Source organism: Paraburkholderia sp. J12 (assembly GCF_905220215.1).
In the GTDB taxonomy this organism is placed as follows: Bacteria; Pseudomonadota; Gammaproteobacteria; order Burkholderiales; family Burkholderiaceae; genus Paraburkholderia.
The window spans coordinates 107,953-126,231 of record NZ_CAJMZC010000014.1 but is presented as its reverse complement, the minus strand read 5'-3'; the positions used below and the strand labels follow the sequence as shown (position 1 = coordinate 126,231).

Annotated in this window: 14 protein-coding genes; 9 read left to right on the top strand and 5 right to left on the bottom strand. The window is 63.7% G+C overall.

The window, feature by feature from the left end; all coding sequences use genetic code 11:
- Nucleotides 1–18: 18 nt before the first annotated feature.
- From U5760_RS25565 to U5760_RS25550, 4 genes are read right to left on the bottom strand one after another with little or no spacing between them, the layout of a single operon-like run.
- Nucleotides 19–1,014 carry a DUF1839 family protein gene (locus U5760_RS25565; RefSeq protein WP_322015106.1) on the bottom strand — a complete coding sequence of 332 codons (996 nt, stop codon included), beginning with the start codon at nt 1,012–1,014 and terminating at the stop codon, nt 19–21.
- Entirely contained in the window at nt 1,011–2,036 is a 1,026-nt protein-coding gene (locus U5760_RS25560) for an amino acid--[acyl-carrier-protein] ligase (RefSeq protein WP_322015105.1), read from the bottom strand. Before U5760_RS25560 ends, U5760_RS25565 begins: the two co-directional genes overlap by 4 nt.
- 1 nt (nt 2,037) lies before the next feature.
- On the bottom strand, nt 2,038–3,285 hold the full coding sequence (locus U5760_RS25555; protein WP_322015104.1) for an acyl-CoA dehydrogenase family protein: 1,248 nt from the start codon (nt 3,283–3,285) through the stop codon (nt 2,038–2,040).
- Nucleotides 3,282–3,533: an acyl carrier protein gene (locus tag U5760_RS25550; RefSeq protein WP_322015103.1), complete on the bottom strand. Its 252-nt coding sequence runs from the start codon at nt 3,531–3,533 to the stop codon at nt 3,282–3,284. The genes U5760_RS25555 and U5760_RS25550 overlap by 4 nt, the downstream gene beginning before the upstream one ends.
- Before the next feature lie 391 nt (nt 3,534–3,924).
- Here U5760_RS25550 and U5760_RS25545 point away from each other — a divergent pair, with 391 nt between their 5' ends.
- The 5 genes from U5760_RS25545 to U5760_RS25525 all read left to right on the top strand — a co-directional run bounded on the left by U5760_RS25545 (nt 3,925) and on the right by U5760_RS25525 (nt 11,857).
- Nucleotides 3,925–4,740 (top strand): class I SAM-dependent methyltransferase, encoded by an 816-nt coding sequence (locus U5760_RS25545; RefSeq protein WP_322015102.1) that lies wholly within the window; start codon nt 3,925–3,927, stop codon nt 4,738–4,740.
- Nucleotides 4,741–4,931: 191 nt separating this feature from the next.
- A complete protein-coding gene (locus U5760_RS25540; protein ID WP_322015101.1) occupies nt 4,932–6,749 on the top strand; it encodes a serine aminopeptidase domain-containing protein in 1,818 nt (605 codons plus the stop codon).
- Nucleotides 6,750–7,182: 433 nt separating this feature from the next.
- Nucleotides 7,183–8,253: a sugar transferase gene (locus U5760_RS25535; protein ID WP_322015100.1), complete on the top strand. Its 1,071-nt coding sequence runs from the start codon at nt 7,183–7,185 to the stop codon at nt 8,251–8,253.
- A gap of 225 nt (nt 8,254–8,478) precedes the next feature.
- Nucleotides 8,479–9,582: a polysaccharide biosynthesis/export family protein gene (locus tag U5760_RS25530; RefSeq protein WP_415914178.1), complete on the top strand. Its 1,104-nt coding sequence runs from the start codon at nt 8,479–8,481 to the stop codon at nt 9,580–9,582.
- 58 nt (nt 9,583–9,640) lie between these two features.
- Nucleotides 9,641–11,857 (top strand): GNVR domain-containing protein, encoded by a 2,217-nt coding sequence (locus U5760_RS25525; protein WP_322015098.1) that lies wholly within the window; start codon nt 9,641–9,643, stop codon nt 11,855–11,857.
- 62 nt (nt 11,858–11,919) lie between these two features.
- On the opposite strand, the gene U5760_RS25520 is transcribed toward U5760_RS25525, so the two are convergent.
- Nucleotides 11,920–12,822, bottom strand: coding sequence for a hypothetical protein (locus U5760_RS25520; RefSeq protein WP_322015097.1), 903 nt, complete (start codon nt 12,820–12,822; stop codon nt 11,920–11,922).
- Nucleotides 12,823–13,201: 379 nt separating this feature from the next.
- Between U5760_RS25520 and U5760_RS25515 the strand changes: the two genes are divergently transcribed.
- The 4 genes from U5760_RS25515 to U5760_RS25500 all read left to right on the top strand — a co-directional run bounded on the left by U5760_RS25515 (nt 13,202) and on the right by U5760_RS25500 (nt 18,269).
- On the top strand, nt 13,202–14,305 hold the full coding sequence (locus U5760_RS25515; RefSeq protein WP_322015096.1) for a glycosyltransferase family 1 protein: 1,104 nt from the start codon (nt 13,202–13,204) through the stop codon (nt 14,303–14,305).
- A complete protein-coding gene (locus tag U5760_RS25510; protein WP_322015095.1) occupies nt 14,293–15,510 on the top strand; it encodes a glycosyltransferase family 4 protein in 1,218 nt (405 codons plus the stop codon). The genes U5760_RS25515 and U5760_RS25510 overlap by 13 nt, the downstream gene beginning before the upstream one ends.
- A gap of 88 nt (nt 15,511–15,598) precedes the next feature.
- Nucleotides 15,599–16,978, top strand: a complete 1,380-nt coding sequence (locus U5760_RS25505) for a hypothetical protein (protein ID WP_322015094.1) — start codon at nt 15,599–15,601, stop codon at nt 16,976–16,978.
- The gene (locus U5760_RS25500) at nt 16,971–18,269 is read left to right on the top strand and encodes an oligosaccharide flippase family protein (protein ID WP_322015093.1); all 1,299 of its coding nucleotides are present in this window, start codon (nt 16,971–16,973) and stop codon (nt 18,267–18,269) included. Before U5760_RS25505 ends, U5760_RS25500 begins: the two co-directional genes overlap by 8 nt.
- Nucleotides 18,270–18,279 lie beyond the last annotated feature (10 nt).

Genomic DNA, 18,279 nt, shown 5'->3' with positions numbered 1-18,279 from the left:
CTCAGCGCGGGAAGTCCATTAGCCGATGACGGCTGCGAGCGGCGTCAGCGTGTCCTCGTATGCGGCTTCGAGCACGTCGAAGCAGTCGTCGCACGTGTCGCGGCGGCCGCGCGCCATTGCCCGCACGAGGCGGAACTGCATGACCATCGCCTCGGAGGCGATTTTCTGCGCCGCGGCCGGAATGGTCTCGGGGATCTCGACGCCTTGTGTCTTGAGCCAGAGCAGATACTTCGCCAGAAACTCGAAGTTCGCGCCGAGCTGACGCATCAGGTTGAACGAGTAAGGGTGGAAGAACCGCTCGCCACGCTCGAGGAGCACGTCCAGCTGCGCTCCGAATGCCGCGCGCCATTCCGTGACCGGGTTGCGCGTGGGACGCCGTGCGAGATGCGCGCGCAGCAGCGCGGCCGAGGCCTGGGCGAGCGCGGCCCCGGTGAGGGCAGGGCGTACCGGCTTCGCGAACTCCACGTAGGGAAACAGCAGGTCGGCCTGACCAGCGAAATGCGGGAGCTTGCGAAAGATACCGTCGTAGTCCTCACTGTCCAGGGTGTGATAGCCCGTGTTGTGAAAATAACCGAGCTGACGCGCTTCGCGGTCGATGTAGTCGATGCCGATCGACGTCTTCGGATGTTCGCGCCGGTATGACGTCGCACGCGTATTGGGCAGATAGTAGCCGTCGACTTCGGCCAGCACGGTACGGCCGCGTTGCGTCTGCGCGTGCACCCGGTCCTCGAGCGAATCGTAGATGGCGAGCTCCTGGACCTGCAGCCCGAACAGATGTTCGATGTCTTCCAGCGGAAACTTGAAGAAGGTGAACTGGTCGCCCTCGAAATCCTGGGTGACGGTGAAGGCCAGTGCCGCGCGCGGATCGAATCCGTAGCCGTGCAACAGCTCGATCCAGAGATCGACGTAGCAATTGGTCTCCTGCCAGACCCGGTCCCCCTGGTGCAGCGCGTGCGAGGTGTGCTCGCGCGCGCCCGTGCGCACGGGGGCCAGCGTTGCGCAATGCGGGTTCATGCGCTTGCCTCCGCGAGTGCCCGGGTTACGCGGGCCTTCGTGTCGTCCCAGAGCAGTGCGCGCACCTCCTCCGGCCAGGCGTTCACGTCGAGACCGTGATGACGCAGCAGCGCGAGCGTGATCCGTTCCATGCCGAAGCCGACACACCCGGTGTGAGCGACGGAGCCGTCCTCGCATTCGATCTTCCAGATGCCGCCGAAGTGATCCATGTGGTAGTTGAACGAAAGGCAGGCGGTCTTGCTGTCTGCGTTCGCAACCGGGATCAGCAGCTCGAACTTGAGCGCCTGGGCGCGCTGGCTGTCCGCGACGATCTTGCCGCCGCGGCCGAAGAACGGGTCGTTCGCGAGATCGACGTCCACGGGGAGTTGCAGCAGCGAGACGAGGAGCGATCCCCGGTCGATCCACATCTGGCGGAACGTCATGACCTGCTGCGCGTTGCCGAGGCGCACGTACTCGCGCTGGCGGAACATCTGCATGCGCGCGGGATCGAGCGACGGCTCGTGGCGGAAGCAATAGGAGAGCACGTCGATCGTGCGACCCTCTGCCGGCAGCGGGCCGCGCCGTGCCATCACGGGATAGATCGGATAGCAGGCGGCGGGCGTCAGCACGACGCGCGTGGGCTTTTGCTGCTCCATCCAGGCCGTATCGCGGTCGTCGTCGCGCTCGTTCATGGCGTCGTCGAGGCAGCGCAGCAGGCGTCTCTGTCCCGCATCGTTGCCGCAGAACGAATGAATCGTGCCGGCGAGTTGCGGAAAGTTCTTCAGGTACTCGCTGTCCTCGAAATCGGTGCGGCGCATCGCGGGCGGAAAGCGCAGCACTTCGGGCTGCTGGTCCGCGCCCAGATACGTGATGGCCGCGTTCAGGCGATCCACGACGTCCTCGAATACCTGGCTGCGGCCGTAAAGACCGTTTTCGCCGGTGTCGATCAGGATGCCGCTCGCGAGCAGTTCGTCGCGAAAGCTCGGCGCGGGTGCTGCATCGGCCACGCTCTCGAGCGCGGAGGTCTCGGTCATCGTGTTCATTTCACGCCTCCCCATGCCCCGTATTCCGTTGCGCGAGCAACAGACTCGCCGTGTTCTGCGCGATACGGTCGTTGTTGATCATGAGCGGCGCCGAGTGCAGGTCGCGCAGATGGCGGCCCACGCTGTAAGGGGTGCCGTTTTTGTAACCGGCCATGCCGCAGATCATCAGCGCCTCCTGCACCACGAGCAGCGCCGTCGACGAAATGCTCGTCTTGAGCGTGTTCATGTCCGAGGCGAAGTGCAGCGCGGCCGAAAGCGGCGCGTCGGCGTCCGGCGCGGCATGGCGTGCGCGATGCGCTGCGCGCGCGGCGTCGAGTGCCACCGCGAGGCGCGCCTGCATCATCTGCAACAGACCCGCGGCTTCAGCCAGACGAATGCCCGCCGGCGACACCGCGCCTGGCCGGGTGCGGGCCTGGGCACGGAAGAATGCCTTCGCGCGGTCCAGCGCATCGGCAGCCACACCGGTCCATACCGCGGCCCACAGCGTGTGCGAGACGGGCAGCATGGTCTGGTCGGCGATCTCGGCGAAGGGCGTCGGCAGGATCTGCGCGGCGTCGCCCGTCGCGACGAGCCGGAATCCTTCGCTACAGGTGCCGCGCATGCCCATGGAATCCCACGTGCCGCGCTTTTCGAGCTCGATGTCTTCGCAACGCGCGACGATCAGCGCCTGGTCGGATGCCGTCGATTCGGCCGTGCGGCGCGCCGTCACGAGAATGAGGTCGGCATGCGCGCCGTAGGAAATCGTCGGTGCGAGTTTCTCGATGCGCAGGCGCTCGCCGTTCAGTTCGATCGCACATGCGCTCGTGCGCAGGTTTCCGCCGATGGTTTCCTCGGACGTCGCCGAGGCCAGCAGCGATTGGTGCTCGACCAGTTCGCGAAGCAGCGCCTGGTGCCACGGCACCGCGGCACCATGGTCCTGGATGCACGCGACCTGGATCTGGTGCATTGCATAGATCATTGCGGTCGAAGCGCAGCCGTGCGCGAGGATCTCGCAGATCTGCGCGATGTCGGCGAGCGGGAGGCCGGCGCCGCCGAAGCGCGGCGACACCATCGCGGAGAGCAGGCGTTCGCGCCGCAGCGCATCGAACGCCTCGACAGGAAAGCGCGCGGCGCGGTCCACTTCGTCCGCATGCTGCACGGCCACGCGCGCAACGCGGTGCGCGGCGGCGCGCCAGCAAGGGCCGTCGGCGTCCGGCGCGTCGGCAGTGCGCTCGGGCTCGAGCGTCGCTTCGTCGTGCGGGGCGTTCATGCTGCCGCCTTCGCCTGTTGCAGCTCGGTGACTGCGGCGGCGAGTGAGTCGATGCTCGAGAAGAGCCGGCGCGTGAGCATCCGGTCGGGAATCTCGATGCCGAATTCGTCTTCGATGGCGAGCATCAGATGGACGGTGGCGAGCGAAGACAGTCCGGCGGCATAGAGATCGGCATCGTCGGCGAGCGTCTCGGGCGGCACGTCGAGCCGGGCGGATTCGGAAAGGATGCGTCTCAGCGAATTTTTCATGGAGCTTAACCCCCTCGTGGATGACGTTGGATCAAATGCGCCGGTAGCGGCTGGGTTCGACCTTACGCACAGCTTGTTTGCCGTATTAAACGGACTGTCCCTGTGCGTCGTCGGTGCGCCAGCGCACCGTTGTGCATCGTGTCGAGCGGTTCGAGCCGGGCGGCGCGAACCTGACGAAGATTGCACCGGATGGGCGGCCGACGTGTGTGTGCGCCCGTACAGATACGGTGAAAGCTCTTTGTTGTAATGGCTGCGACGTCGGTGAAAGGCCGATCGCGATCTCGTTTCGCGCGATGTGCAAAGCCCATGGGCAACACGTCGCGCCACTTGCTTCGCAACGTGGGCGGTAACGGGATTGAACCCGCATGACGGATCCCATTGGAGGGGCGCTATGGACGTGCAGCTTGCACTCGACCAGGTCAACCAACGCGCATGGACCACGCGCGACGCATTTCGCGAATTTACCGCGGAGAAGAAGTGGACGGACCCAGGCGAGGAGACCGCGTTCGCGTGGCTCGCAGACGAGTGCCATGGCCAGCCTCTGCTCGACATCGGCATCGGCGCGGGTCGCACGATTCCGCTGATGATGCAGATGTCCTCGAACTACACGGGAGTCGACTATACGGAGCCGCTGCTGGAGAAAGCTCGCCTGCGCTTTCCGAACCTCGACCTGCGCCACATGGACGCGCGCGACATGTCCGCGTTGCCGGACAATCACTACGCGCTCACGGCGTTCAGCTGGAACGGCATCGACTGCGTCGACTACGAAGACCGCGAGCGCATCCTCAGAGAGATGTATCGCGTGACGCGCCCCGGCGGCCTCGTGTTTTTCTCGACGCACAATCGCAATGGTCCCGGCTTCGGGGAGCATCCCCGGCAACTGCTGCCGCGCCGCTGCCTCAATCCGCTGCGCTTCGGCTGGCGCGTGTTGCGCACGGTGCGCCAGATGCCGCTCGCGCTGCGTAACTACCACCGCAATTCGCAGCTGCACCGCGACTACGAGGGATATTCCATTCGCGCGGCCGCGGCACACTTCTTTGCCATCGTCATCATTTATACGACGTTGCCCGAGCAGCGGCGTCAACTGAAGTCGATCGGCCTCGAAGTGGAAGCCGTGATCGGCAGTTGCGACGGCCGCGTGATTGACCCTTCGGTGCAAACGAGCGACGCGTGGTGGCTGCATTTCATCGCCCGCAAGCCGCGCTGATGTCTCGCCGCCTTTTCCCTGCGTGTGACAGCGAACAGATCGGGATTCGGCGGAACATTAAATTTGCCTTACGCCTTGGCCGCGGTAGCAACGCGGACCAGGGCGGCTCGGGTGGGGGAGGGGCGGTCGGTTCGCGTGCCGCAGGCCCCGCGTGACAAGCGTGTGGGCACACGGCAAAGGGTGGCGAATCCATGGAACCAGTAGTTTTCGACGGCTGCTTTGGCTGGCTGCATCCGGCCCGATCCCGCACAGGGGTCGTGCTCTGCAATCCGTTCGGATACGACGCGCTCTGTACGCACCGGAGCTGGCGCAAGCTCGCGACGCGTCTCGCCGCGGCCGGGATGCCCACGCTGCGCTTCGACTATCCGGGCACGGGCGACGCGACGGGTTTCGAGGAAGATCCCGCGCGTATGGAGGCCTGGCTCGCGGCCATCGGTGCGGCGGTACGCCGGCTGCGCGAATGGACGGGCGTCGAGCGCGTCGCGCTCGTGGGCCTGCGCTTTGGCGCCACGCTGGCAGCGCTTGCGGCGCAACGTCTGGGGGATATCGAGAGCCTGGTGCTGCTCGCGCCTCCTGTGACCGGCCGCCGTTATGTGCGCGAGTTGCGCGCCCATCGTCAGGCGTGGCTCAGTACGCCGGGGGGCGCCAGCGCCAAGCCCATTGCCGACGACGATCGCTATGTGGAGGCGCTAGGTTTTGGTTTGCATGGCGCGGACATCGAACGGATCGGCGCCATCGATCTTCGGACCGATACCCACTCGCCCGCACGGCGCGTGCTGCTGCTCGACTCGACCGGCACGAATCTCGTGGACGAACTGGCGCGTCACTATACGTCCAACGGTGTGGAAGTCGAGCAGGGCAGTTTTGAGGAGTCCGATCGTTTCTTTCTGGAAGCGCTTTTCAGCACGGAGCCTGTCGAGGCTTTCGGCCGCGTGGTCGACTGGCTCGCCAGCACGCTCTCGCGCGATGCGCCATTCGCGCGCATGCCTGCGTTGCCGGAGCCCGTGCTGGCGCTGCCCGATCTCTGCGCAAGCGAGCGGCCCGTCGTATTCGGGCATTGCTTCGGCATTGCCTGCGAGCCCAATGAGCCGCGCGCGGGCGCACCCGCGGTCCTGCTCGTCTGCACGGGGGCGTCGCATCACATTGGGGACGGCCGGTTCTCGGTGCTGATGGCACGCCGGCTCGCCGCGCTGGGCATCGCCTCGTTGCGCATGGATTTGCGTGGCCAGGGCGATTCCACGCCGCTTTCCGATACGGTCACGCTCGATTCGATCTACGCCCAGGCCTCGCGTGAGGACGCCATTGCTGGCGCGCAGTGGCTGGCCGCGTGCGGCCATGCGCGGGTCGTGACCTTCGGCGTTTGTGGCGGCGCCTTTGCGAGCCTCCAGTCGTGCGCGACGCATCCGGGCATTGTCGCGGGATACGGTGTGAACCTGCAGGCGTTCGTCTGGCATGAGACGAACAACAAGCCGCGCGATGACCGCTATGTCTCGTCGCGGGCGTACTGGCGTGCCTTCCTGACCCGCGAGAAATGGATGCGTGCGTTGCGCGGCAAGACCTCGATCAATCCGCTCGCGATTGCCGGTGAACTGTCGCGCCGTGCGCTGCGGCGTTGCTGGGTGGCGGGCACGGGCGGGATTGCGCGCGCCACGAACCGGCAATTCGCCGGGTCTGAAACGGTAGCGTTGCTTCGCTCGATTCAAACGAAGAACGCTCGCATGCGTCTCGTCTACGGCGATCTGGACCCGGGGCTGGACGAAGCCCACCTGCATCTGGGTGCTTCGCTGGGCGCGCTGCGCGGACTGCCGAACGTGCAGATCCAGGTGTTGCCGAGGCTCGACCACGCGCTTTTCACGCGCGAGGCCCGCAACGAGGTCATGAACGACTTCATGGACTGGCTGTTGACGGAGTTCGTCGCCACGGACGAGCGTACGCGCCTCGACGAGCGCGCTGCCGCGACGCAGGCGCGGCGCGTGCCGCCGTGGATCGGTACGCCCGCACGAGGTTAGCCGGCAGCACGGAGGTCATCCGGTCAAGCGTGTCATATGCGCCACGCGGTGTGTCCGCGCGCCATCGCAGCGATTCAACAGACTATTGCCATTCATAATCTTCGTACAACTACACATTAAAAGCGAAGTCGCCTGATCGGCATGCCGGATGCGGGCGGGCGAAGCGCTTATGTGCGCCAGCGCGCAGATCCGTTGGATAACGAAAACACGTGCATGAGCGGGACGGAGAGGTGGGAGCAGGATCGTACCGACTTTGTGGTGTCGCGCACGGTCTCTTTGTTCCCCACTCCTTAATGTGTTCCTGTGACCTGACGGGTAGGTGGTGTGAGTACATGGCTCGCTGGCGGCGAGAGGATCTCCAGTCCGCACGCGGCAAGACGACCGCGCCGTACCACGAACGATTGACGAACACGACACGTATTGGGGTAGGGAAATGTCTGAGCTAACGCAGCGTGCGATCGATGTCGCACTGATCGTGCTGGGCGCGGTATGCGCCGTCCACCTGAACCCGAATTTTGCGCATATTGATATGGGTGCCGTGCATCACCCCGATCCCACGCTGGTGGCGTTCTGCGCAGCGCTCGCCCTGTCGGTATTTCCTGCTTGCGGCACCTATGGCTCGCGCGGCAGCGGCTCGCTTTTCAGCGTGGCCGGCCGTACGGCGTTTGCATGGCTTGCGGTGCAGCTCTGTGGCCTCGTGCTGCTCTACACGATTCATCACGACCATCTGCTGGCGCTGCCGTGGTTCATCGACTGGACGCTGACGACGGGTATCTCTCTGCTGATGTCGCATACGCTGCTGTTTTCGAAGTCCAGCGTGTTGCGCGTTGCGCGTGCCTGGTGGTACCGGGAGCCGCTCGCGGCCGAAACGCGTGAAGCGGCGCGCGGCGCCGTCATTGGCCATGCCTTGAAGCGCGTCTTCGACATCGTCGCGGCAGTGGCTGCCATTGTCGTGCTTTCGCCGGTGCTCGCCGTTGTCGCCCTGATGGTTCGGCGCGACGGCGGTCCCGTGCTCTACGGGCATACGCGTATCGGACGACATGGCAAGACATTTCGTTGTCTGAAGTTTCGCTCGATGGTGGTGAATTCCCAGCAGGTGCTGGAGGAGCTGCTCGCGCGGGATCCCGAGGCGCGCGCCGAATGGGAGCGCGAGTTCAAGCTCAAGAACGACGTGCGCGTGACGCGGATCGGCCACTTTCTGCGCCGCTCGAGCCTCGATGAATTGCCCCAGCTCTGGAACGTGCTGCGCGGTGAGATGAGTTTTGTCGGCCCGCGGCCGATCATCGACCAGGAGCTGCAGCGCTACGGCGAGGCCAGAAAGTACTACTTGATGGTGACGCCGGGGATCACCGGCCTGTGGCAGGTGAGCGGGCGCAATGACGTGGACTACGACACGCGCGTATCGCTCGACGTTTCGTATGTGACGAACTGGACCTTCCGCAAAGATATGGGAATTCTGTTCAAGACGTTTTTCGTGGTGATTCGCGGTAGCGGCGCTTACTGATCGAAGGCGGCGCCGGCGTTGTACGTTTCCGGATCACACAGCATGGTCCGGAACGATAGAACGGGATTGGGGGTAGTTATGGAACTGACCGTTAAAGATGCGACCCGGGGCGCCCTGGCGCGAATAGCGTGTGACTTGCCTCGGGTCGGGAGTGTGCGCTGCGCGGCCCTGTGTGCTGCGTGGCTCGCGTTGGCGGGCGTGAGCGGCTGCGCGTGGTCGCCGGGCATGACGTTCGATGCTGCGAAAAGCGGCACCGGTACGGCTTCCGGCGCAGACACCGGCGCGGCCTCCGACACCCCGGTTCCGGCCAGTGTGGTGGCGAAGGGCTATGCGGGTGCGACGCCGGGTTCGCTCATCGAGATCAATACCGAGCTGATCGCAAAGGAAGCCGCGGAGCGTCCGAAGGAGGTTCCCGTTGACGTGCAGAAGCTGTTCGCTGCGCCCACTCCGTACGAGATCGGGCCCGGGGACGTTCTGAGCATCGTGGTCTGGGATCACCCGGAGCTCAACCTGCCCGGCACGGAAACAGGTGTCGCGGATAGCACGGTGGGCGCCAGTTCGGTTGCCGCGGGCTACACCGTCGACACCAACGGCTTCATTCAGTACGCCTATATCGGTCCGTTGAAGGTTGCGGGTCTTTCGGAAATGGGCGTGCGCGATGCGCTCGCGGCCAGGCTCGTGCGATACGTGCGTCAGCCCCAGGTGACCGTGCGTATCCAGACGTATCGCAGCAAGCGCGTCTATCTGGACGGCGAAGTCAAGACGCCAGGTGTGGAAGTGCTGAACGACCGCCCGATGACCTTGCCCGAGGCGATCAACCGGGCAGGCGGGTTCACCAGCACGGCCGATCGTTCGCGCGTGGCGGTGACGCGCGGCGACAGCACCGTGGTGGTGAACATGCCCGAACTGATTCGCAAGGGCATGAATCCCGACCGCATCATTCTTCACGACGGCGACCTCGTGCGTATCTTCGCGCAGGCGGACAGCAAGGTCTTCGTGGTCGGGGAGGTCGAGCGCCCCGGCGGCGTGATGTTCAACAACGGGCATATGTCGCTCAACGAGGCGATTGGCGAAGCGGGTGGCATCAGCCAGGCGTCGGCCGACGCTTCGCAGGTGTATGTGGTGCGAGGGCGCGATACCGGCAAGCCGGTCGTGTTCCATCTGGATGCCAGCAACGCGTCCGCCATGGCGACGGCCGATGGATTCGATCTTCAACCTAACGACGTGGTGTTCGTCGATACGTCTTCCCTCGTGAAGTGGAGCCGTGTCATCAACCTGATTTTGCCGACTACCCAGGCTGCGGCGGCGAGCCGCGCGGTTGGCTACTGATGGGCGCAGGAACGCGGGTCCGCTTGAGCGGTCGCGTTCCCTCTATCGAGAGTGCGATATGAATCAGCGTGATCATTTGCTCGAAGGGCCGGCTGAGTGGAGCATGCCGCCGGCGCCCGAGGGCGGACATATGGGTAACCTGCTCGACACACTGTACGCCGGTCGAAAGCTGATCTTGATCGTCACGGCGATCTGCACGCTTTTGGGCTGCGTTTATGTGTTGCTGGCGTCCCCGGTCTACGAGTCGGACATGCTCATTCAGGTGGAGGAGAGCCAGAGCCCCGACAAGACGGCGTTGGCGGCCCTTTCTTCACAGTTTGCGATCAAGACTGCCGCATCGGCGGAAATCGAGGTGCTGCGCTCGCGCTCGGTCGTCTCGCCCGCCGTGGAGGCCACGCGGCTCTATATCCATGCGACGCCGCAATACTTTCCCGTCATCGGCCGCTGGATCGCACAGCATCTGAACCTGGCCGAACTCTCGGGATGGGGCGGCTACGCGTGGGGCGACGCCGCGATAGACGTGGTGCAGTTCGATGTGCCGGAACGGCTGCACGGCAAGCCGTTCGTCCTGACCTACCGCGGCTACGGCGCTTATACGCTCAAGCTCGATGGCGTTCTTTACGACGGAGTGGTGGGCACCGCCTTGCATGTTGCGGTGGTGGGCGGATCGATCGACCTGCTCGTGAACCGGATCGACGCGCAGCCGGGCACGTCCTTCGATCTGTCGCGTTCGTCCGAACTGAGTGCGATCGAGAAGCTGCAATCCTCGTTGATGATCTCCGAGAAGGGTAAGGAGTCCGATGTGATCGGCGTCGCGCTGGAAGGCAGCGACCCGGTTTTGACCAGCACCATTCTCAATGCAATCGGCAACGAGTACGTGCGGCAGAACGCGCTGCGCACGCAGGAGGAGGCGGAGAAGTCGATCGAGTTTCTCGACCAGCAACTGCCGAAGCTGAAGGCGCAACTCGACAAGGCCGAGGACGAGTACAACCGGTTTCGCTCCCAGCATGGCGCGGTGGACCTGAGCGCCGCCGGGGCCGCGTTATTGCAGAGTTCGGCGTTGGCCCAGCAGCGCATCGCGGACTTGCGTCAGCAGCGCGCGCAGTTGCTGGCCCGCTTCACCGACGACAATCCCGCTCTCGTTGCCGTCAACGGTGAACTGGCCGAGGCGCAGAAATCGCTCGACAGCCTTGCGGAACAAACCCGTGCACTGCCGCCCGTGGAGCAGGGTGTCGTACGCCTGCAGCGCGAGGTGACGGTCGACACCAATATATACACGAATCTTCTGAATAGCCGCGAACAGTTGCGCCTCTTGAAGGCGGGCCGTGTGTCGAACGTGCGCATGATCGATGCCGCTGTGGCGCCGGAGAACCCCGTGCGGCCCAAGCGGAGCGTTTTGCTGATCGCGGCGGCCTTTACCGGGTTGTTCATCGGCACGGCGATCGTGCTGATGCGCCAGCGGCTCAATAGCGGCATTTCGCTCGTCGACGAAATTGAAGTGGGCACCGGGCTCGCCGTTTTCGCGGCCATACCGCGCAGCCGTATTCAGCGGACGCTGACGCGGCGCCTGCCGCATGGCGCGCCCGGCACGAATATGGTGCTGGCCCATACGGCCGTGTTCGATGCGGCGGTGGAGAGTCTGCGCAGCTTCCGCAGCGCACTCGAGTATTCGTTGAGCAACTCGCACAATCGCGTCGTGTTGCTGGCGGGACCGACACCGATGGTGGGGAAGTCGTTCGTCACGGTCAATCTTGCTGCGGTACTCGGCGTGGCGGGCAAGCGCGTGCTCCTGGTCGACGCGGATCTGCGGCGCGGCTCGCTGCACAAGCACGTGGGGGTGCCGTGCTCACCCGGCGTCACGGATATTGTCGGATACACCCTGGACTATGATCTGGTGGTCCACCCCGAGGTCATGCCGGGCGTCGACTTCGTCGCGACAGGCGGTCATGTGACCAACGCCAGCGAGCTGCTGCGCGCATCGAGTTTCCAGACCTTCGTGGACTGGGCCAACGAAGCCTATGACGTCGTGCTGATCGACGCCCCGCCGATTCTTCCGGTGGCCGATGCCGGCATCGTCGGCAAGCTCGCGGGTGCCGTGTTCGTGATCGCGCGCCACGGTGCCACAAGCCTCGCGGAACTCCGCGAATCGGTGCGCCGTTTCGAACAGGTCGGCGTACCGATCAGCGGCGTGATTTTCAACGACATGGCATCGCGGCCTGGCCGCTACGGCAACGAGTACTCCGCGTATGGCTATTCGAGCCACGGCAATACGTAGAACGGGAAAGCGGCAGTGCGGCGAGATCTCGCCGCACTGCGTCGCACCACGCCGGGAATTCGCTAATCCAGCATGCCCAACTGGTTCGTTCTTTTCAGAACATCGGCGCCATAATAAGGCGTACGAAGCGCCTGGTGCCGGAAGTGGGTGAACGACGCTTTGAGTCTGCCAAGGCGGCTTCCTCTAGGGGCCAGATAAAATTTGAGCAGCGGCCGCAACGAATTGAATTTCAGGCTGACGCCGTCGAGCTTTGCGTTGCGCGTTCTGTCGATTCCGGCTTCCGTCACCCAGGACGGCCATTTCATGCCGAACAGTTCGAGGCAACGGTAGATGTCGTCTTCGTAGTCCTTGTCGACGAAGCCATTCAACTGCTTTCTCCCTCCAACCGGCTCCGTGTGGGTCACGGCGCATGCGTCGACGATCGCGCACGTTCCCCCCAGCTCTCGAACGATGCTGCACCAGATGAGATCGATGCCGCTTTCGAAGCCGAGTGAGAACAGAGGGGAGATTTGCAATAGCGTCGAGACTTTGAAGAATGGGCACATCATCTCGACGAAATTGACGTGCCGAAGCAGGAATCGCTCGTTTTGCAGCGATGCGCCGTATGTCACGAACGAGGCGTGCGAGAGACTCGGCTGCCACAGGCTCAAATCGTGAGCCTTTCCCACGGCGAAGCATCGATTCAACGTGCTGGTGTCGGCGTCGATATCGTCATCGATGAGGGCAATGCGCGTATAGCCGCTGACGAGATCGCCATATTCCCGCAGGACCGTATTCCATCCCTGCACTTTGCTGCCGGGAACGAACCTGTACTGGATACGTGCCGTATCGTCTTTCATGGCCTCTTTGTCATAGGCGGCCACGAGCAGATCGAAATCGGGCGATTCGTTTCCACGGTCCTCCATCCATCCCGGGTGGAGGCTGTTCTTTCCAGCCCTGACGATAACCAGATTGTCCGGCTTCATATTGCCTCTATCTCGTGGTTCTCTCGCTGCCCGGCGGAAAAAAATCAGAAACGTTACCGGCAGAGGCCGAGCGCGTACTCGTCTGCATTGTACCGATGGTGTGGGAGCGCTTGCTGCGATATTCCATGGCATAGGTGAGTCATCGCACAGTTTCCGGCCGACAGCGCGGGCATGCAAGCGCATGCACGAGCGTCATGCGGACAAACGCATGCGGACAAACTCGTGTCGCGTGAGCGACGGCGAACATTCGCGCGGGCGCGCGTCGGTCACACTCCAGATCATGTGATTCGCATGCTGCGACCTCTCGAATGAGGCGCATGTCAACCGACCTGGCGCACGCGTGACGGCCGGGCCACGAGCCAGGCTCTGGAACTCGCCGATGAAACCTGAGTATGTTCCCAATCTGATGATCAACGGCCGCTTTCTCGGTCGCCACGCAACAGGCGTCGATCGTTTTGCGTTCGAGACCATCAGGGCACTCGATCAACTGATCGAATCGCGCGACTCGCTCGTCGCGGGCCTGTGTGCGGAAATCGTCGTGCCCGAAGCGCTGGCCGGCATGCCGAATCCGTTTCGGCACGTGGGACTCCAGGCGAGCGGCAAAGGCGGCGGGGCGCGCTGGGAACAACTCGCGCTGCCGCGGGTGGCGCGCGGGCGGCTATTGCTCAACTTGTGCAATTCCGGGCCGCTGCTGTACCCCCGTCAGGTGACGGTGCTGCACGATGCGGCGCCGGCACGCGTTCCCGAAAGCTACAGCCGGTCGTTCGTCACCTGGTATCGTCTGATGGCGCCGCGGATTGGCCGCGTTTCGCAACGCGTGATCACGGTGTCGGAATTCTCCCGGCGGGAGCTTAGCGACGTCTACCGGATTCCCGCGGCCAAGATCGGCGTCGTAAGCGAGAGCGGCGAGCACATGTTGCGCGTGCAACAGAATGACGACGCAATCGCAACGACGCTGGACGCTCGTCCGTTCGTGCTGGCGGTGGGAAGTCTCAACCGCCACAAGAATTTCCGGCTCGTGGCCGAGGCTGCTCGCCTCATCCCGGACGCGAAGTTCGACATCGTGGTGGTGGGCGGCAATGACGCGCGCGTGTATGGGACGGGCCAGACCGCGTTGCCCGGATTCGTGAAGCACCTCGGCTACGTGAGCGACAGCGAACTGGCCGCGCTGTACCGGCGCGCAGCGTGCTTCGTCTACCCGTCGCGTTACGAGGGATTCGGGCTGCCGCCCGTCGAGGCGCTTGCCCTCGGCTGTCCCGTCATCGCCTCGCGCCTGCCGGCCGTGGAAGAGGCGTGCGGCGACGCCGTGCTCTACACCTCGCCGGACGATCCCGCGGAACTGGCGCGCCTGCTCGAACAGATCACGACCGACGACGCGCTGCGGGAGAGTTTGCGCCAGCGCGGCCGCGCCCGGACTGCGGAGCTGACCTGGCGCGCCACCGCCGTCAAGTTGATCGAGGAGATTTCGCCGTGGCTAATGTAACCCTTGCCTCGACCGTTGCTAACGATACGCGTCGTTTCGGCCGCGTGGCGCTCGTGCATGACTGGCTTGCCGCCTATGCGGGTTCGGAAAGAGTGGTGGAGCAGATTCTTCAGTTGTTTCCCCAGGCGGATCTCTACAGCGTCGTGGATTTTTTCCCGGAGTCGCAACGCGGCGTGCTGGGCGGCAAACACGCTCATACGTCGTTCATCCAGCACTTGCCGCGCGCACGCAAATCGTTTCGCAGCTATCTCCCGCTCATGCCGATTGCGGTCGAACAGTTCGATCTTTCGACCTACGACCTCGTCATCTCGTCGAGTCATGCGGTGGCCAAAGGCGTGTTGACCGGACCGCATCAGGTACACGTGAGCTATGTGCATTCGCCGATTCGCTACGCGTGGGATCTGCAGCATCAATATCTGGCCGAAGCGGGCATCCAGCACGGCATGCGGAGCTGGATCGCCCGCGCGGTGCTGCATTACATGCGGATCTGGGACCAGCGCACCGCGAACGGCGTGGACGCCTTCGTCGCCAATTCGGCCTTCGTGGCACGACGCATCCGCAAAGCCTACGGCAGCGACGCTACGGTGGTGTATCCGCCCGTCGACGTCGAGCGCTTCGCTCTCGGGACGCAGCACGGCGACTTCTATCTGATCGCCTCGCGCATGGTGCCGTACAAACGCATTCCGCTGATCGTCGAAGCTTTTGCGGCGATGCCTTCGCGCCAGCTCGTGGTGATCGGTGACGGCGCGGACTTCGAGCGCGCGAAGGCCGCGGCGACGCCCAATGTGACGCTGCTCGGTTACCAGCCTGACGCGGTGCTCGTCGATTACATGCAGCGTGCGCGCGCGTTCGTCTTTGCCGCGGAAGAGGATTTCGGCATTTCGGTGGTCGAGGCGCAGGCGTGCGGCACGCCGGTGATCGCGCTGGGCCGGGGCGGCGTGCGCGAGATCGTCGTCGATTCGCCGGATCCCGAGCGCAGCACCGGTCTCTTCTTCGACGAACAGAGCGTGGAGTCCATCGTCGATGCGGTGGCGCGTTTCGAAGCGCACGTACCGTTTCGTGCGGAAGTGTGTCGTCGCAATGCGCTGCGCTTCACGGCGGAGCGCTTCAAGCGCGAGTTCATGAGCATCGTGGAGAACGCGATGGATGCGGGCAAGGCCTATGCCGATTCGCCGCCGGCGCTGCGGCGCTGGCGTTCCGCCTGATAAGGCGCAACAACAATGTCGCGCACGCGTGCGCGTGCGGTGAGGATGGGGGCTCGAAGACGTGGGACTGACGATATTCGGTATCCTGGTGGTCGTCACCGGCCTGGTGTCGCTTTACACATCGTTTCGCGGCGTGATTTACGGGATCATCGTGTATTCCCTGTTCGGATGCGCGCTGGCGATGTCGTTGGGCAGCATCGGCATTCTGCCGGCGCAACTCTTCCTCGCTTTCTTCGCGTTGAGAGCGTTCAATCTGGCCGGCGGGAAGAAGCTGGGCGATGCGTTTTCGCTGGACAAGCCGGGCTTCTGGCTGCTCTGCAACTGCGTATGGGGCGTGGCGGGCGCCATCGTGCTGCCTCGCCTGCTGCACGGCTCGACACTCGTGTTCCCGGTTGACCGCGGCGCGGGGGATGGCCCGCTGTTGCTGCAGCCGCTCGGACCGGTTTCCGGGAATCTGTCGCAGGCCGTCTACTGCATCAGCGACGTGGTGGTGTATGGCTGCATGTATGCGTTTCTGAAGTATCGCGACGCATACCGGACGCTTGCGAGTGCGATCTTTCTGCTCACCTTTCTCGACGTACTGGCTGGCGTGATCGACATTGCTTCGCACGCGGTCGGTATCGATGCACTTTCGTTCGTCAAGACGGCGCAGTTCGCCATGATGACCGGCGTCGAACTGGACGGGCTGGTGCGTATCAGCGGTACGTTCAGCGAAGCTTCGGCGTTTGCCGGTTTCACCCTGCCGCTCTTTGTCTTTTGCCTCAATCTATGGGTGATCGGCTATCGTCCCCGGCTCGCCGGCATGCTTGCCGTCGCGTCGGGAGCGCTGTTGTTGCTGTCCACTTCGGGGACCGCCTACGTCGGTTTGGGCGGGTATCTGGTCATACTGCTGTTCAGTCGGCCGGGCCTCATTTCACCGGCCGCCGTGGTGCGCAAGCAGCGCATGTGGGTGCTCGCCGTCTGTGCGGGCGTGCTCGGAACCCTGTATGTCGTGCTTTTTCTGCCGGCAGTGGCGAATATGCTCGTCCAGTTCGCCGATAGTGCGGTATTTGACAAGAGCAGCAGCGCATCGGGCCTCGAGCGAATGAGCTGGAATACCCAAGGCATGACCAACTTCTTCGATACCTATGGAATCGGTGTCGGACTGGGCAGCATTCGCGCGTCGAGCTTTCTCGTGGTCGTGCTGGCTAATCTGGGTGTCGTGGGGGCAGTCTGCTACGGAACATTCATTGCCAAATCCCTGCTGGTACGTGTGCCCCACCAGTACCCGCTCGCGGAGCGCGCCGTGTGCTACGCGTCCCGGCATAGCATGATGGCGGCGCTGGTCTGCGCCGTGTCCTCGGCCGGGGTGTTCGAACTCGGTTCGTTGTTCTATTTAATGGCGGCCGCCGCCGGTGCGCTCTCGTTGCGTACGCCAACGCGCGCGTCAAGACGCGAGGGCTGGATCGCCAGGGGGGTTCATGAATAAAATCCGGATGCCGTTGTCGAAGATCGAACTTCTCGCGGTTTATCTGTCGTACGCCTTTCGCTATCTTTATCCCCTCATTCTGGTTCCCTACTACGGGAGAGTGCTGGGTACGGGCGGCTACGGGGTCGTGCTGGCCGGCATGTCGCTGGGCAACACCATGTGGATGCTCGTCGCCTACGGATTCGCGACGGTCGGGGCCAGGGATATCGTTCACACCGAGCACGAGAGCGAGCGCGATCCGATTTTTCGCGCGCAGTTCACCGCCAGGCTCCTGTTGTCCATTCCAGTCTTTATCGTGGGCGCGATTGCGGTCTCCCGATCGCAACTCCTCTCCCATGTGCCGGGCGCCTACGTGGTCGTGGTCTTCGGCGGGATACTCGCAGCCTTCAACCTGGGCTGGTATTTCACCGGTACGGGGCGCGCCCGCACAAGCGTGATGATCGAAGTATTGGGCTTCTTGCTTTCGTCCTCGCTGATATTCACCTTCATCCGAAAGCCGGGAGACATCAACCTCGTTTTCCCGCTCTCTTTCGTTTCTGTCGCGATCCAGCTCGTACTCGCGTACGTGGTGGTGCGGCGCGAGTTCTCGGGGCTCATTGCGCCGCTGCGTGCCGCTGTCGACCTGATCAAACGGTCCACCATTATCTTCATCTACGGTGGGACGTCGATCTTGCTGATTGGTGCATCGGCCTACATTTTGTCCCTGCTTGCGCCCCCTTCGGAGGTGAGTGCCTTTGGCGTCTCCGAACGCATCGTGGGTGCCGCATTGAGCCTCATGGGGCCCGCAGGGCAGATTCTGGTTCCGAAGGTCATGTATCTGGTCGGCCGCAACAATGCCCGGGCCAACATGATCGCAAGACGGATATTCGCCGTCTTCTTTCTGGGTGCGGTGGTGGGAGTGATCGTCACCCGATCGCTGTCGGCGTGGTTCGTGCCGCTGGTGTTCGGGGCGGAATTCGGCCGGGCGGTTCCGGTGCTGAACGTTCTGGTACTCGTGCTGCCGATCAGCGTTTGCACGCAGATATTGGGCCTGTACTTCCTGATCCCCCGGAAACTCGAGGGAATGCTGGCGCGCTGCGGCATCGTCGGCGCACTGGCGAATGTGGCAATGGCCATTCCCTTGTCCAGATACTTCGGCGCCATGGGTATGGCCGAGGCCCGTTTGCTGGGGGAACTCTCATTGCTGGTCATGCTGATCATCGGAATATGCCGGGCGGGGCTGGTTCGCGAGATTCTCGGTATCAACGACGAGGTCTCGTTCGCCACGCGATTCGCACGCTGGCTCCAGTGACACGGGTGAT

Bases quoted from the DNA above. Each gene is read 5' to 3' on its own strand.
- U5760_RS25565 (WP_322015106.1), bottom strand. From the start codon at position 1,014: ATGAACCCGCATTGCGCAACGCTGGCCCCCGTGCGCACGGGCGCGCGC.
- U5760_RS25560 (WP_322015105.1), bottom strand. From the start codon at position 2,036: ATGAACACGATGACCGAGACCTCCGCGCTCGAGAGCGTGGCCGATGCA.
- U5760_RS25555 (WP_322015104.1), bottom strand. From the start codon at position 3,285: ATGAACGCCCCGCACGACGAAGCGACGCTCGAGCCCGAGCGCACTGCC.
- U5760_RS25550 (WP_322015103.1), bottom strand. From the start codon at position 3,533: ATGAAAAATTCGCTGAGACGCATCCTTTCCGAATCCGCCCGGCTCGAC.
- U5760_RS25545 (WP_322015102.1), top strand. From the start codon at position 3,925: ATGGACGTGCAGCTTGCACTCGACCAGGTCAACCAACGCGCATGGACC.
- U5760_RS25540 (WP_322015101.1), top strand. From the start codon at position 4,932: ATGGAACCAGTAGTTTTCGACGGCTGCTTTGGCTGGCTGCATCCGGCC.
- U5760_RS25535 (WP_322015100.1), top strand. From the start codon at position 7,183: ATGTCTGAGCTAACGCAGCGTGCGATCGATGTCGCACTGATCGTGCTG.
- U5760_RS25530 (WP_415914178.1), top strand. From the start codon at position 8,479: ATGACGTTCGATGCTGCGAAAAGCGGCACCGGTACGGCTTCCGGCGCA.
- U5760_RS25525 (WP_322015098.1), top strand. From the start codon at position 9,641: ATGAATCAGCGTGATCATTTGCTCGAAGGGCCGGCTGAGTGGAGCATG.
- U5760_RS25520 (WP_322015097.1), bottom strand. From the start codon at position 12,822: ATGAAGCCGGACAATCTGGTTATCGTCAGGGCTGGAAAGAACAGCCTC.
- U5760_RS25515 (WP_322015096.1), top strand. From the start codon at position 13,202: ATGAAACCTGAGTATGTTCCCAATCTGATGATCAACGGCCGCTTTCTC.
- U5760_RS25500 (WP_322015093.1), top strand. From the start codon at position 16,971: ATGAATAAAATCCGGATGCCGTTGTCGAAGATCGAACTTCTCGCGGTT.